This is a genomic window from Streptodolium elevatio (genome assembly GCF_040649515.1).
GTDB classification, from domain to species: Bacteria; Actinomycetota; Actinomycetes; order Streptomycetales; family Streptomycetaceae; genus Yinghuangia; species Yinghuangia elevatio.
Genome location: NZ_JBEZFP010000003.1, coordinates 1 through 14,560, shown reverse-complemented (window position 1 = coordinate 14,560; position 14,560 = coordinate 1). Strand labels below are relative to the sequence as shown.

General features: G+C 72.6%; 11 protein-coding genes. 7 read left to right on the top strand and 4 right to left on the bottom strand.

Features of this window, described 5'->3' with window-relative positions; translation table 11 throughout:
• Positions 1 to 2: 2 nt before the first annotated feature.
• The gene (locus AB0C36_RS01825) at positions 3 to 1,193 is read left to right on the top strand and encodes an acyl-CoA dehydrogenase family protein (RefSeq protein WP_358347711.1); all 1,191 of its coding nucleotides are present in this window, start codon (positions 3 to 5) and stop codon (positions 1,191 to 1,193) included.
• Between the two features lie 15 nt (positions 1,194 to 1,208).
• The gene (locus AB0C36_RS01820) at positions 1,209 to 2,834 is read left to right on the top strand and encodes an AMP-binding protein (RefSeq protein ID WP_358347708.1); all 1,626 of its coding nucleotides are present in this window, start codon (positions 1,209 to 1,211) and stop codon (positions 2,832 to 2,834) included.
• Between the two features lie 106 nt (positions 2,835 to 2,940).
• Here AB0C36_RS01820 and AB0C36_RS01815 read toward each other — a convergent pair whose 3' ends face one another.
• Positions 2,941 to 3,408 carry a hypothetical protein gene (locus tag AB0C36_RS01815; protein ID WP_358347705.1) on the bottom strand — a complete coding sequence of 156 codons (468 nt, stop codon included), beginning with the start codon at positions 3,406 to 3,408 and terminating at the stop codon, positions 2,941 to 2,943.
• A 42-nt stretch (positions 3,409 to 3,450) separates the two neighbouring features.
• Positions 3,451 to 3,996 (bottom strand): hypothetical protein, encoded by a 546-nt coding sequence (locus tag AB0C36_RS01810; protein WP_358347703.1) that lies wholly within the window; start codon positions 3,994 to 3,996, stop codon positions 3,451 to 3,453.
• A 150-nt stretch (positions 3,997 to 4,146) separates the two neighbouring features.
• On the opposite strand from AB0C36_RS01810, the gene AB0C36_RS01805 reads away from it, so the two are divergent.
• On the top strand, positions 4,147 to 4,998 hold the full coding sequence (locus tag AB0C36_RS01805) for a helix-turn-helix domain-containing protein (protein ID WP_358347700.1): 852 nt from the start codon (positions 4,147 to 4,149) through the stop codon (positions 4,996 to 4,998).
• Between the two features lie 3 nt (positions 4,999 to 5,001).
• On the opposite strand, the gene AB0C36_RS01800 is transcribed toward AB0C36_RS01805, so the two are convergent.
• On the bottom strand, positions 5,002 to 5,892 hold the full coding sequence (locus AB0C36_RS01800) for a LysR family transcriptional regulator (protein ID WP_358347697.1): 891 nt from the start codon (positions 5,890 to 5,892) through the stop codon (positions 5,002 to 5,004).
• A gap of 200 nt (positions 5,893 to 6,092) precedes the next feature.
• On the opposite strand from AB0C36_RS01800, the gene AB0C36_RS01795 reads away from it, so the two are divergent.
• The 4 genes from AB0C36_RS01795 (at position 6,093) to AB0C36_RS01780 (ending at position 12,763) form a co-directional block, all read left to right on the top strand.
• On the top strand, positions 6,093 to 6,911 hold the full coding sequence (locus tag AB0C36_RS01795; RefSeq protein WP_358347695.1) for a Rossmann-fold NAD(P)-binding domain-containing protein: 819 nt from the start codon (positions 6,093 to 6,095) through the stop codon (positions 6,909 to 6,911).
• A 110-nt stretch (positions 6,912 to 7,021) separates the two neighbouring features.
• A complete protein-coding gene (locus tag AB0C36_RS01790; protein ID WP_358347692.1) occupies positions 7,022 to 8,506 on the top strand; it encodes an MFS transporter in 1,485 nt (494 codons plus the stop codon).
• Between the two features lie 298 nt (positions 8,507 to 8,804).
• On the top strand, positions 8,805 to 11,015 hold the full coding sequence (locus AB0C36_RS01785) for an MMPL family transporter (protein ID WP_358347690.1): 2,211 nt from the start codon (positions 8,805 to 8,807) through the stop codon (positions 11,013 to 11,015).
• Positions 11,016 to 11,143: 128 nt separating this feature from the next.
• The gene (locus tag AB0C36_RS01780; RefSeq protein WP_358347688.1) at positions 11,144 to 12,763 is read left to right on the top strand and encodes a DUF7379 domain-containing protein; all 1,620 of its coding nucleotides are present in this window, start codon (positions 11,144 to 11,146) and stop codon (positions 12,761 to 12,763) included.
• A gap of 17 nt (positions 12,764 to 12,780) precedes the next feature.
• Here the strand turns inward: AB0C36_RS01780 and AB0C36_RS01775 are convergent, their stop codons facing one another.
• Positions 12,781 to 14,328: an amino acid permease gene (locus AB0C36_RS01775; protein ID WP_358347685.1), complete on the bottom strand. Its 1,548-nt coding sequence runs from the start codon at positions 14,326 to 14,328 to the stop codon at positions 12,781 to 12,783.
• Positions 14,329 to 14,560: the final 232 nt, after the last annotated feature.

Here is a 14,560-nt window from a genome sequence, read left to right as displayed (position 1 = left end):
CCGTGCCTGCTGTCGAGGAGGAAGACCCGGTGGACGACTCCGACGTGAACGAGATCGTGGCCTCGGTACGCCGCTTCATCCGCGAGAAGGTGGTGCCGCTGGAGGCGCGGATCGACGAGACCGACACGATCCCCGAGGACCTGCGCGCCGCGGCCGCCGCGATGGGCCTCTACGGCTTCGCGATCCCCGAGGAGTACGGGGGTCTCGGCCTGACGATGAGCCAGGAAGTCTCCCTGGTCATGGAGTTGGGCTGGACCACCCCCGCTTTCCGGTCGATGTTCGGCACCAACAACGGCATCGCCGGGCACGTGCTGCTGGAAGGCGCCACCGAGGAGCAGAAGAAGCTCCACCTCCCGCGCCTGGCGAGCGGCGAGTGGACCGCGGCGTTCGCGCTCACCGAGGCGGAGGCCGGGTCCGACCCGGGCGACCTGCGTACGAGCGCGCGGCGCGGGGCCGACGGCGGGTGGGTGCTCAACGGCGCCAAGCGGTTCATCACCAACGCCCCGGTGGCGGACGTCTTCATGGTCTTCGCCCGCGATGCGGACAACCCCGGCCGCGGTGCCGACGGGATCTCGGCATTCCTCGTCCCCGCCGCCACCCCCGGTCTCGTCGTCGGCCCGCGCGACCACAAGATGGGCCAGCAAGGTGCCTGGACCGCCGAGGTGTTCCTCGACGACGTGGCCGTCCCCGACGCCGCGCTGATCGGCGGCGACGCCGGACTCGGACAGGGCTACCGCACCGCCATGCGCTGCCTCGCGCACGGCCGCCTGCACATCGCCGCCCTCTGCGTGGGACTCGCGCAGCGCCTGCTGGAGGAGACCGTCGCGTACGCCAAGTCCCGCAGCCAATCCGGGCACCCCATCGCGGAGTTCCAGCTCATCCAGGGCCTGATCGCCGACTCGCAGACCGACGTGTACGCGGGGCGCGCGATGGTCGTCGCCGCGGCGGGGGAGTTCGACCGCCGCGAGGACCTGCGCATGGCGCCGTCCTGCGCCAAGTACTTCTGCAGCGAGATGGTCGGACGCGTCGCCGACCGCGCGGTACAGGTGCACGGCGGTGCCGGTTACATGCGCGGGGTCCCCGTCGAGCGGTTCTACCGCGACGCCCGGCTCTTCCGCATCTACGAAGGCACCAGCCAGATCCAGCAGATCGTCATCGCCAAGCAGGCTCTCGCCCGCGACGGCAGGGCATAAGGAGGGGCAGCAGGCATGCACACGAGCTTCTGGGCGGTGATCGCCGCGCGGGCGGACGAGACACCCGACACGGAGATGATGGCCGACGAGCGCGGTCGGCGGATGACGTACGGTCAGTACCGCGACGCCGCCGAGAAGTTCGCGGCGCACCTGGCCGACCGCGGGGTCGGCGAGGGCACCGTCGTCACGTGGCAGCTGCCCACCTGGATCGAGTCGGTCGTCGTCGTGGGCGCGTTGGCCCGGCTCGGCGCCGTGCAGAACCCGGTCATGCCGATCTACCGTGAGCGCGAACTCGCCTTCGTCACCGACCAGGCGGCGTCCCGGCTGCTCATCGTGCCGCCGGTGTGGCGCGGATTCGACTACCCGGCGATGGCCGCGGCCGTCGCGGCGCGCAACCCGGCGCTGGAGGTCGTGGTCCTGGACGGCGCGGTGCGGGAGAACGGGACTTCGGAAGGCCAGGCCTCCGTAGACGCGTCCTCCGTAGACGCGTCCTCCGAAAGCGTGGCCCCCGGTGTGGCCTTGCCCGCGGGCGACCCGGCCCGGCTGCCACCGCCCCCGGCCATTCCGGACGGTCCCGAACAGGCGCCTGTGCGCTGGTACTTCTACACATCCGGCACCACCGCCGACCCCAAAGGTGCACGGCACACCGACGCCACCGTCATGGCCGGCGGCACCGGCATGGCGGAGCGGATTGCCTGCGTACCGGGCGACCGCGTGGGCCTGGTCTTCCCCTTCGCGCACATCGGCGGCTGTACGACCTGGCTCACGTCGTCTGTGGTGTTCGGTGTCGCGATGATCCTCACCGAGTCCTTCGACCCCGCGGCCACGGTCGAGTTGCTGCGTCGCGAAGGAGTGACCCTGGCGGGCGCCGGCACGGTGTTCCATCAGACGTACCTCGCCGCGCAGCGCCGCGACCCGGACAGGCCGCTGTTCCCCGAGGTCCGCTGCTTCCCCGGCGGCGCCGCCCCCAAGCCGCCCGGCCTGCACGCGCAGATGAAGAAGGAGCTCGGGGGCGTCGGCATCGTCGCGGGCTGGGGGCTGACCGAGGCGCCGATCCTGACCATGGCCGGTGTGGAGGACCCGGACGACGCGCTCGCGGCCGCCGAGGGACGCCCCACCAACGGCGTGCGGCTGCGCGTCGTGGCCCCCGACGGCTCCGACGCCGCCCCCGGGAGCGAGGGCGAACTGCGAGCCAAGGGACCGCAGTTGATGCTCGGATATCTCGACCCGTCGTTGGACGCCGAGGCGTTCGACGAGGACGGCTGGTTCCGCACCGGCGACCTCGGCCGGGTCGACGGCGCCGGCAACGTCTTCATCACCGGCCGTCTCAAGGACGTCATCATCCGCAAGGGCGAGACCATCAGCGCCAAGGAGGTCGAGGACCTCCTGAGCGGACACCCGGACGTCGCGGAGGTCGCCGTCATCGGGCTGCCCGACCCGGCGACCGGCGAACGCGCGTGCGCGGTGGTCGTCGCGGCCGACCCTGGCACCCCGCCGACGCTCGACGCGCTCGGCGAATACCTGCGCGGGCAGGGCCTGATGGTGCAGAAGCTCCCCGAACGCCTGGAAATCGTCGGCACGTTGCCCCGCAACCCGGCGGGCAAGGTGCTCAAGAAGGACCTCAAGGAGCGGTACGCCTGACGCCGCGTTCCAGGGCCGCGGTCCGGGGCCGCGTTCCGGGGCCGCGGTCCGGGGCCGTGGGGCCGCGGACCGGTCCGCGCGGGGCCGCCCGGCGGCGCCGCGCTCCTCAGCCCTGTCCCGACTGCAGCACGATCGCGGCCACGAAGTTCTCGACCGTCGCGGGGCCCGAGGAACCGTAGTTGAGGTGGCTGCCGTCCGCCCATCCGCCGAGCACCGTGCCCTCGGCGCCGTCGATCGGGCTGACGGTGTGCTCCAGCGTGAAGTACCGGCACGCGGCGGCGCCCGGGGCCCGGACGACGGCGGCGAAGTAGGCCTCGGCCGGGGCGGTGGGCGGCGGCAGCGTGACCACCAGCATGCGGTGGCCGTCCCGTTCCATCAACTGCCCGGCGAGCCCGGGCCGGTCGAGACGAGCCTCCTCCGGAAGGGACTCGCCGTAGCCGTCCCAGATCGCGGCGAGGGCGGCGTCGTACCCGCGCGGCGGCGGCTCGTCCAGCAGCCGGGGCCCCATCGTGGTGGCCATCTGCGGGAGGATCCCGTGGGCGAACCCGTAGTGGTGCTGCCGCAATTCGTGCATGCCGCCTCCTCTCCGACCCGGCCGGTACCGGGGACGCCCACCCTACGTGCGAGCGCGTTCCGGTGCCCGGAGGCGGGCGAGGCCCACGTACTCCACCGCCGCGAAGGCCGCGACGATCGCCGCACCGCAGAGCATGAAGACGCGGCCCCACCCGGTGAGCGGGACCAGGTCGACGAACGCCAGCACCAGCAGTGCCGCGCTCGACGCCGCGTTGCACGAGACGACCAGCACCGCGAGCGGCGCCGGGATCTCCGGATACCTGGCGATCAGGGCGAGGGCGAGCGCCCCGCCGAGCATCGCGACGCCGAACGGGACCGACCACGCGAGTGGCAGCCCCAGAGGCCCGTCGATCAGGGATCCGAGGGCGAGCAGGAAGACGCCGAACGCGCCGGCTGCCCACGCGTCAAGCCGGACGGCGGCACGCAGCAACTCGTCGGGGGAGGGCGGGGCCGGCCCGACGGGCCGCGCCGCGGTGGTGTGCGCCGCGGTGTCGGCGGTGGTGCCGGCCGTTGCCGCCGAAGCGGTGGGGGCGTCGACGGCGGCGTTGGCGTTTGCGGTGGTCGGTGTTCCGGCGGCGGTGCGTGTCATGGCCTGCTCCTCCGTGTCGGCCGCCCGGCCGCTCCCGGCCGTGTTGCCCGGCGGCGGGCGGTGCCACGACCGTGCCACCGCGCCGTGCCGCCGCTCAATGACCTGTGAGGTCATGGCCGCCATGACCACGACCGCACTACCCTCGCGATCATGGAGACCGCGCCGACCACCCGGGTGGGGGCCTTGCTGCGCGAATGGCGGCAGCGCCGCAGGCTCAGCCAACTCGACCTGTCGTTGCTGGCCGACACGTCGGCACGGCACTTGTCGTACCTGGAGACCGGCCGGGCGCTGCCCAGCCGGTCGATGGTCCTGCGGCTGTCCGAGGCGCTGGACGTCCCGCTGCGCGAGCGCAACGTGCTCCTGATGGCCGCCGACTACGCCCCGGCGTACCGCGAGAGCAGCCTCGACGACGAGGACATGGCGGCGATCCGGGCGGCGCTGGACATGATGATGAAGGCGCACGAGCCGTACCCCGCAGTCGTGGTCGACCGCCTGTGGAACCTGGTCGCGGGGAACGGCGCACTCGGAGTGCTCATGGACGGCATCCCCGACCACCTCCTCGCGCCCGTGCCCAACGTCTTCCGGCTGATGCTGCACCCGGAAGGCCTCGCGGCCCGGCTCGCCAACCTCGACCAGGTGCGCGACCTCACGCTGACCCGGTTGCGGCGCCAGGTGGAGGCGACCGGCGACGCCGAACTGCGCGCGCTGTACGACGAGGTCAGCACCTACCCCGACCCCGCCCCGCCCGCCGCCCTGGCCGACGGGTCCGCGCCGCCCCACCCGGACGCCGGTTGGCCGGACACTCCCGCCGCCCGGCCGAGCCCGATCCAGGTGCCGATCCGCGTACGGACGCCCGTCGGCGTGCTCTCGATGTTCGGCACCATGACCACCTTCGGGACGCCCGCGGACGTCACGTTGTCCGAGCTGGCCATCGAACTCTTCTACCCCTTGGACGAGTTCACCGCCGCCATGCTGCGCGGTCGGGTGGCTCCGCCGAAGTAGCTCTCAGACGCGGCGTGTTCCCGCGTCGCGGGCCGCCTGTGCGAACGCCCGTACCAGCGCGCTTTCGCCCGCACTGCGCCAGACCAGCGCCCACCGCAGCTCCGCGGCGTCGTGGATCGGGATGTACGCGATGTCCTCCCGCGCGAAGTACTTCGGTGCGTGCGCGGGCACCGGCGACATGCCCAGCCCCGCCGCGATGTTGGCCAGGGTCTCGTGCACCGTGGCGACCTCCGGTCCGCGCGGGATCGGCTTGCCGCTCGGTGTCACGCGCGGGTTGATCGCCTCTTCCCAGTAGGCCGGGATGTTGCTCACCGCCTGGAACACCGGCCCCTCGGCCAGGTCTTCGAGCGACACGGTGTCGCGCCCGGCGAGGTGGTGGCGCGACGACACGGCAAGGACGAGCGGTTCGGTGACCACGACCGGACCCACCGTCAGATCCGGTTCCTCCACCGGCAGCCAGACCAACTGCACATCGACCGCCCCGGAGCGCAGCGGCCCGAACGGGTCGCCGATCTGCGCCTCGCGGATCTGTAGGCGGCACTCCGGATGGCGCTCGCGGAACAGGTCGGTCACCGCGTGGATCTCGTGCAGCATCGCGTCCATGATGCCCAGGCGCAGGACGCCGGTCAGCCCCTTCGCCGCCGAACTCGCCCGGGCAATGCCCTCGTTGATGAGGCGGTAGCCCTCCGCCAGGTCGTCGCGGAGCCGGGCGCCGATGGGCGTGAGCGTCACGTTGCGGCTCGTACGCTCGAACAGCGGCGCCCCGATGCGGCGTTCCTGGAGCTTGACGGCCTGGCTGACGCGTGCCCGGGAGACCAGCAGGCGGTCCGCGGTGCGACCGAAGTGCAGCTCTTCGGCGAGCGTCAGGAATATCTCGATGTCGCGCAGTTCCACGTACCCCGTCCCGCCTTCCGCGACCGCCTCGGATCGCGATCGGTAACCCCTGAGTTAACCAAGGTTGCGACCCTCGCCGTTGTTCCGGGGCTCCGGTCCGCGCATCTTGGATGGCACACGCATTCGCCGCGATCGCCGCGGCCGCCGCACCTCGCCACGTCCCGACGTCCGCGACGTCGCACATCCCCAGGGAGTCAGCCATGCCCGCAAGCGCCGTCGTGACCGGAGCGGACCTGGGGATCGGCGGCGCCGTCGTACGCGGCTTGCGACGTCGTCTGGCGCCCGGGGCGGTGGTGCGCGAGGCCGCGGCCGACCAGCTACCCGACGCCCCTGCCGCCCGGGCGTTGGCCGCGTCCGCGGCGGCCGCGGGCGGGGGAGGCGTCGACATCGTGATCGTGCACACGACCGGCGCCGTCGCTTCCGGACTGCGGATGGCCGACCAGGTCCGCGACTACATCGAGCTGAACAACCACGGCGTGCACCGCCTGATGGCCGCGTTCTCGCCGGTCCTGCGCGACGGCGCGCGCTTCGTCGTGGTGAGCGGCGCGCTCGGGTCGCTCGACCACCTGCCGCAGGGCCTGCGCGACCGGTTCGACGGTCCCGACGCCGACCTGCCGCAGCTCGCGCGCGTGCTGGACGGGTACGTCGCCGCCGTCGAGGACGGGACCGCCGCCGACCAGGGCTGGCCCGCGTGGATCGAGGTCGCGTCGCGCGTCGCCCAGGTCGCGGCGGTACGCGCGTTCGCCCGCGCCGTCGCGGCCGGTCCGCATCGCGGCGTACTCGTCAACGCGGTCGCCCCCGGCCCTGACGACCCGGTCGAGGACATCCTGCGTGTCGCCACCCTGCCGGACGGCGCCGGCCCCGTCGGCATCCACGCCGCGGCGCCCTTGTCCGCCGTCCTCCCGGCCGCCGGTCCTCCCGCCGGCACCCGCCTGCCGCACGGCACTCTCATCGTCGGCCGGACCCCCGTGCCCTTCATGCGGGCCCGCCTCGCCGACCGTTCTGTCAACAGCCGATGATTTAGTGCTCGGGAAGTGCGGACAAACCACACGCCCACCTGCCAGAATCGGCAACTGACGGGGTGTCAGGTGGGGCGCGGCTGCCGCGTGCCGAGGGAGCGGGACACAACGTGCCACGGCGGTCTGCGGGATCCGGAGCAGGTGCGGGGGCGGGTGCGGCGCATGCCGCCGCGGGCCGCGCACAGAAGACCCGCGAACGCGCCGATCCGCGGCTGCTCGCGGCGCTCGTCCTGGCCACCATGGCCTACTCGCAGCTCCAGGCGATGGTCGGCCCCGCGGTGCCGACCCTCCAGCGCGAGCTGCACGCGGACACCAGCGAACTCGCCTGGATGATGAACTCCTTCATCCTGTCCGCTGCGGTCGCCACGCCGCTCGCCGGACGCCTCGGCGACATGTTCGGGCACCGCCGCGTACTGCTGGCCGTGCTGGGGCTGCTCGCCGCCGGGACCGCGCTGTGCGGGCTGGCGACGACGCTGCCCACTCTCGTGGTCGGCCGGGTCATCGCGGGACTCGGCGGCGCGGTGTTCCCGCTGTCCTTCGCGATCGTGCGCGACGCGTTCCCGTCCGCGAAAGTGGCGGCGACGATCGGGCTGCTGTCCGCACTCACCGGCGTCGGCGGCGGCGTGGGCATCGTGGCGGCCGGCCCGATCGTGACGCACATGTCGTACCACTGGCTCTTCTGGTTCCCGCTGGTGCTGATCGTCGCCGCCCTGGCCGCCGCGGTGGCATGGGTCCCGCGGTCGGCGCCGGGGGAACCCGGGCCGGTGGACTGGATCGGCGCGGTCCTGCTCTCCGGCACCCTGGTGAGCCTGCTGCTCGCGCTCACCAAGGCCGGGCAGTGGGGCTGGGGATCGGCCGGGGTGTCGGGGCTGCTTGCCGCGTCCGTGGTGTTCGGGCTGTGCTGGGCGGCGGCCGCCGGGCGCAGCCCGGCCCCGCTGATCGACCTCGGCACTATGCGGCTGCGTGCCGTCTGGACGGCGAACGCCGCGGCCGTGCTCTCCGGCGTCACGATGTCGACGAGCATGTTCCTGCTGCCGCAGTTGGCCGCGCTGCCGGAGTCCACCAGGTTCGGCATGGGGCTCAGCGCCACCAAGGCGGGGCTGTTCATCCTGCCGCAGTCGTTCACGATTCTGGTCGCGGGAGTCGTCGGCGGCCGCGTCGGAGCACGGTACGGCTCGCGGCTCGTCCTCGCGGGCGGCACCGCGCTCGCCGCCGGCGGCATGGGCATGCTCGGCCTGTGGCACGCCGCGGTATGGCAGGCCCTGGTCGCCAGCGCCGTGGTCGGTTTCGGCGTCGGGCTGCTCCAGACCGCACTGGCCAACGTCGTCGTGGCGGCCGTGCCGCCGACCCAGACCGCCGCCGCGACCGGCGCGAACACCGTCGCCCGCAACATCGGCATGACACTCGGCGCGCAGCAGGCCGCCACCGTTCTCGCGACGGGGTCCCACGGCATCCCCGGCCCGACCCAGTTCGCCGTCGCGTGCGGCATCGCGGTCGGTGCGGGGACGCTGGCCACGGCGATATCACTGCTGGCCCCGGGCCGGCAAAAGGACACCGTGCCCGGTCGCGCGGCGCCCGTGGACGCCGCCTCGTAGGCACCGGTCACCCGCGGAACGCCGCCTGGGCTGCCCGGTCGACCGGGCCCGTTGCGCGTTGCGTGTCGCCTGTTGCGCGTCGCCCGTCGCCCGTTGCTCGTCGATCCCGGCCCGCGGTTCGGCCAAGTGAGCGTATGCGCGGCCCTTCGCGGCGAGGCGTTCCGAGGACCGCGTTCCGATATGCCGACAATCATCATGTTTCGGCCAGGGGCCGCACGCCGGCAGCCGGGGTGCGGGGCCGCGGCACAGGCCGCCCGGCGCGCACGCCGGAGCGGGAGTCGGCGTCGGAGGAACCAGCGTGTCCACCTACCTGTTCCGGCTCGGCCGCTGGGCGTTCCGGCGCCGTCGCTGGGTGCTCGCGTTCTGGCTCGTGGTCCTGGTGGCCGCGATCGTCACCGCGACGGCGAGCGGCGGCCAGACGAACGACGAGTTCACCATCCCGGGCACCGAGTCGCAGCAGACGACCGATCTGCTGGAGCAGAAGCTCCCCGCCCTGGCCGGCGCGCAGACGCAGATCGTGTTCGCGGCGCCCGGCGGCGGCAGCATCACCGAGCCCGCGTACCAGTCCGCGATCCAGTCGGCGCTGACGCAGGCCAAGTCGGTGCCCCAGGTCGTCTCGGTGTCCGACGCCTCCCAGAGCGTGGCGCCCGACGGCCGCGTCGCGCAGAGCTTCGTGCAGTACTCCGAGGACCCCGCCGGGGTGAAGGACTCCAGCATCGACGACCTGGTCAAGGCGATGCAGCCGGTACGCGACGCGGGGGTCCAGGTCGAGTACACCGGCAGCGTCTACCCCGGCTGGCGCATCGAGGTCTCCGAGACCCCGGAACTGGTCGGCATCGCGGTCGCCCTGGTGATCCTGCTGGTGACCTTCGGCGCGCTGGTCGCGGCCGGAATGCCGATCGCCACCGCGGTCATCGGCGTGGTCATCTCGCTGATGGGCGTCACGGCGGTCGCGGCCGTCGTGGACGTCGCCTCCGCGTCGACCACCGTCGCGATCATGCTCGGGCTGTCCTGCGGCATCGACTACGGCCTGTTCATCCTCTACCGGCACCGCAACCAACTGCTGCGCGGCACACCCACCGAGGACTCCGTGGCCCTCGCGCTCGGCACGTCCGGCAGTTCGGTGGTGTTCGCCGCGCTCACCGTCGTCATCGCGCTGTGCGGACTGGCCGTCGTCGGCATCCCCTTCCTGACCGTCATGGGGTTGTGCGCCGCCGCGGCGGTGACGATCGCGCTGCTCATCGCCCTCACCCTGCTCCCGGCGCTGGCCGGCTTCGCCGGACCGACGCTGATCCGGTTCGTCAGTACGCGCCTGCGCCCCGGTCACCACGAGACGGTCGCGAAGACCGCCGCCACGGAGCCGGCGCGGACGTTCGGCGCCAAGTGGGCGCGCTTCGTCGTGCACTTCCGGATCCCGGTGCTCTTCGCGGGCGTCGCCCTGCTGGTGGTGCTCGCGATCCCCGCGCTCGACATCCAACTGGGGCTGCCGACCTCCGGGTCGCAGCCCACGTCGACGACCGAGCGCAAGGCGTACGACCTGGTCGAGGACAACTTCGGGCCCGGCTTCAACGGTCCGCTCCTGGTCGTCGCGGACGGTGCGGTCTCGCAGGACTCGGTCCAGCAGCTCGCCGTCGCGCTCGACCAGCAGCCGGGCGTCGCGTCGGCCGCGCCGCTGGCGGTGAACGACCAGGTCGCGGTCGTCCGGGTCATCCCCACCACGGCGCCGAACGACGAGGAGACGGCCGACCTGGTGCACCGCATCCGCGACAACCGCGCCACGGTCGAGGCGGCGGTCGGGGGAGTACCGGTCACGGTCGGCGGCACCACCGCGTCCAACGTCGACGTCTCGCAGAAACTCGCTGACGCGCTCCCGGTGTTCCTCGCGGTGGTGGTCGGCCTCGCGTTCGTCCTGCTGACGCTGGCGTTCCGGACGATCCTGGTGCCGATCAAGTCGATCCTCGGCTTCCTGCTCTCCGTGGCGGCCGCGTTCGGCGCCCAGGTGGCGCTGTTCCAGTGGGGTTGGGGCGAGCACATCTTCGGCATCACGCCGACCGAGACGATCAGCTTCCTGCCGATCATCATGCTGGCCATCATCTTCGGACTGTCCAGCGACTACGAGGTGTTCGTGGTCTCCCGCATCAAGGAGGACCACTCGGAGACCGGCGACGCGCGCGGTGCGGTCGAACGCGGAACCGCGCAGTCCGCCCGCGTGGTCACCGCCGCGGCGCTGATCATGTTCTCGATCTTCGTCGCCTTCATGTTCACGGACGACCCGACGATCAAGGCCCTCGGCTTCAGCTTCGCGGCCGGCGTGTTCCTGGACGCGTTCGTGGTACGCCTGACCCTCGTCCCGGCGGTCATGGCCATCGTGCGCGGCAAACTCTGGTACCACCCGCAGTGGTTCGCGAAGTACGTGCCTGACCCCGACATCGAGGGCAAGCACCTCGAAGAGCGCCTGGCCGCGGAATGGTCGTCCGACCCGGCCGGTTCGCGTACGCCGGGCGGCTGATCGCGACGGCGGCGGCGGGCCGCGGGCTTGGCCGTACGGCCCTCGGAACGGGGGCTTCCGGCAGTATCGTCGTGCACAGCGACGCGATTGCGGCGCGGGGGTCATTCGGCATTCCGGGGGGAATCGCCATGGCAGGGACATTCGGCGGACAGGGCCACGTCGACCTCGGCGACGGGGTGGCGCTCACCGCCCCCGGGCTTCTGATCGGCGTCGACGTGGTACCGGAACGACCTTTCGCCGACGAGGGGTTGGCGGTCGCCGTCGACCCGGTCCGCGCGGCGCTGGCGGCGAGCGGGATGACGGCGGAGCGCACACTCGTGGTCAGCACGACGGCCGCGCCCGCCGAGGGGGCGCCCGTTTCCGGCCCCGCGCCGACCGGACCGGACGGCGTACTGCCCGCGCAGGCGCCGCCGCCGGGCCTCGAATCGTTGTCGCCCGCACCCGCCTCGGACCTCATCCTGGACGTCCCGCCCTCCGCACCCGGCACCGCCCAGGTGCTGCGCTACCAGGACGCCGCGGGACTGTGGCACTGGGCATGGCCGCAGAGCGCCGCCGCTCCCGGAGCCGACCCGGCCCCCGGGGCAACCGGCGAACCCGCTGCCGGGACAACGCGGTTCGCCGTACCGGCCACAGCCCTCGACACCACCGAGGCCCCGCCGCCTCCCGACGGGCCGAACCTCGACGAGGGCATCATCGGCACGATCGTCCGCAAGGTCGTGCACGAACTCGTCGTGTTCGTCTACCCGATCGTGGACCGCGTGCTCGACCCGATCGTCGACAACCTCGCCCAGCAGCACGAGATCAAGACGCGCCCTTACGGCGTGCGGACGTTCACGCCGGACAACTACGCCCTGCCCTACGCGCCCGACTCCCGCATCGAGACCGCCGAGCAGTGGGCGCGCCTCACCGAAGGCCGCGTACTTCTCCTCGTGCACGGCACCTTCTCGACCAGCCACGGCGGGTTCGGCGAGCTGGACGCCGCCACGGTCGCGGCGCTGCACGCGGCGTACGGCGGCCGCGTCATCGCCTTCGACCACCCCACCGTCTCGGTCTCCGTCGAGGCCAACATCGACGCGCTGCACCGCATGACCCTGGCACCGGGCCCGCTCGACGTCGACATCGTCGCGCACAGCAGAGGCGGCCTGGTCGCCCGCGAACTGGTCCGCCGCCAGGGCGCGCCGGACGCCAAGTACCGCGTGCGGCGAGTCGTGTTCGCGGCCACCCCGAACCGCGGTACGCCGCTCGCCGATCCCGAGCACGTGGTCAAGTTCATCGACCGCCAGACCAACCTGCTGACCCTGCTGCCGGGTCCGGCCGAGATCGTCGGCGACACCCTGGCCGGCCTGATGACCGCCGTGCAGATCCTCGGGCACGCGGCGCTGACGGACCTCGACGGGCTGTGCGCCATGTGCCCCGGCAGCCCCGTTCTCGAGGCGCTCGCCGCGTCCGACTGCGGGGGCACGGAGTTCTACGGCATCCACGCCGACTTCGAGCCCGCGGACGGCCTCGCGCTGAAGCTGCGTGCCGGTGATCTCCTCATGGACTCGGTGTTCCCCGAGGCGAACGACCTGGTCGTCCCCACGCACGGCGTGTGCCTGCGCGATCTGCCCCCGGGCGCGTCCGCCTCCGGGTTCCCGATCCCCGACGAGCGCACACTGCACTTCACCGCGGACCGAGCGGTGTGGCACAGCTCGTTGTTCGGCGAGTCGCAGACCCGCGCCAAACTCCTGGAGTGGCTGCGGCCCTGAGACCAGGCAGACACGACTCAGCCCCGGACGGACTTCCGCTCGCGCAGCAGGCCGATGGCCAGGATCACCGCGACCACCGCGGAGGACGACGCGAGTTGGGTACGTGCGTCGTCGCTCTGGCCGAAGACCATCAGCGCGACCACGGCGACCATCGCGGCGAGCGACGCCCAAGTCAGGTACGGGTACAGCCACATCCGCACGACCAGCTTCTCCGGCGCCTCGCGCTCGTACCGCCGCCGCAGCACCAACTGCGAGGCGGCGACCGCGAACCACACGAACAGCAACATGGCGCCGACCGAGTTCAGCATGTGCTTGAACACCTGCTCGGGCCACCACACGTTGAGCAGCACCGCGAAGAACCCGAAGGCCGACGACGCCAGGACGGCCCGGCGCGGTACGCCGCCGGGCGAGACGGCCAGCAGGGCTCGCGGCCCCTCGCCGCGTTCGGCGAGCGAGTAGACCATGCGGGACGCGCCGTACAGCATCGTGTTGAGCGCGGACAGCAGCGCGACGAAGACGACGACGTCCATGAGGGTGGCCGTGCCGGGGATGCCGATGCGGTCCAGCACCGCCGCGTACGGCCCGGATCCGACCGCGTCCGAGTCCCACGGCAGCAGCGTCACGATGACGAGCACCGAGCCGATGTAGAAGAGCACGATGCGCCACACGATCGTGCGTACCGCCCGGGCCACCGACCGCGCCGGGTCGTCGGACTCGGCGGCGGCGATGGTGGCGACCTCCAGGCCGCCGAACGCGAAGACCACCGCCAGTAGGCCGGTGACCACACCCGACCAGCCGTTCGGCAGGAATCCGCCCTGCCCGGTGAGGTTGCCGAGCCCGGGCGCGTCGTTGTCCGGCAGCCAACCGAGGATCGCCAGGGTGCCGAGCACCAGGAACGCCACGATCGCGAAGACCTTGACGCCCGCGAACCAGAACTCGGACTCGCCGAAGACCTTGACCGACAGCAGGTTGGCGCCGGAGAAGAACACCATGATCGCGAGCGCGAACACCCACTGCGGTATGTCCGGCCACCAGCCGTGCGCGATCCGCGCGGCTCCCGCGGATTCGACGGCGAGCACGACGGTCAGCATCCACCAGTAGAGCCAGCCGACGGTGAAGCCCGCCCAGCGGCCGAACGCGCGCTCGGCGTAGACCGAGAACGACCCGCTGCGCGGCGACGCCGCCGACATCTCGCCGAGCATGCGCATGACCAGCACGACGAGCAGGGAAGCGAGGGCGTACGAGATCAGGATCGCGGGCCCGGCGGTCCGGATGCCCTGCCCGGTGCCCACGAACAGCCCGGCGCCGACCGCCCCGCCCAGCGCGAGCATCGTGAGGTGGCGCGGCTTGAGGCCGTGCCCCAGATGCTCGTCCCCGTCGCGGCCCACCGCCTCGCCCGCCTTGCGTTCACCCGGTCCACCCGAGCCGACCGCCGCGGCGCCCGATCCACCGGCCCCACCCCTGCCGACCTGCCCGAGCCGCCCGACCGAGCCGCCTGCCCGGCCTGCGGCACGCTCGGGGCCGTTGCTGCCGGGGGCCGGTGACACGGGTGGGGTGGTACTCATGGGCGCGCAGGTCCTGGTGCTGGGACATCGGGGGAACCGCGTCAGTATCACCCCACTACACGATCCCCACCAAAACGCGCATTTCGGCGTCCCTGGGAGGTCGAGTCGAAAATCAGTTCTCCCGGCGGCCGTCTGGTCCTAGGGAGTGTCTTCAAATTCGCGTCGGTTAGCCCGCGGGCCGTGGTGCGTGCGCTCGCAAGGCGCGGGCCGCAGCTCGGCCTGGGTTTGGCCG

Excerpts from the sequence above, each read along its gene's own strand:
- AB0C36_RS01820 (WP_358347708.1), top strand. The coding sequence starts at position 1,209 with ATGCACACGAGCTTCTGGGCGGTGATCGCCGCGCGGGCGGACGAGACA.
- AB0C36_RS01815 (WP_358347705.1), bottom strand. The coding sequence starts at position 3,408 with ATGCACGAATTGCGGCAGCACCACTACGGGTTCGCCCACGGGATCCTC.
- AB0C36_RS01810 (WP_358347703.1), bottom strand. The coding sequence starts at position 3,996 with ATGACACGCACCGCCGCCGGAACACCGACCACCGCAAACGCCAACGCC.
- AB0C36_RS01805 (WP_358347700.1), top strand. The coding sequence starts at position 4,147 with ATGGAGACCGCGCCGACCACCCGGGTGGGGGCCTTGCTGCGCGAATGG.
- AB0C36_RS01795 (WP_358347695.1), top strand. The coding sequence starts at position 6,093 with ATGCCCGCAAGCGCCGTCGTGACCGGAGCGGACCTGGGGATCGGCGGC.
- AB0C36_RS01780 (WP_358347688.1), top strand. The coding sequence starts at position 11,144 with ATGGCAGGGACATTCGGCGGACAGGGCCACGTCGACCTCGGCGACGGG.
- AB0C36_RS01775 (WP_358347685.1), bottom strand. The coding sequence starts at position 14,328 with ATGAGTACCACCCCACCCGTGTCACCGGCCCCCGGCAGCAACGGCCCC.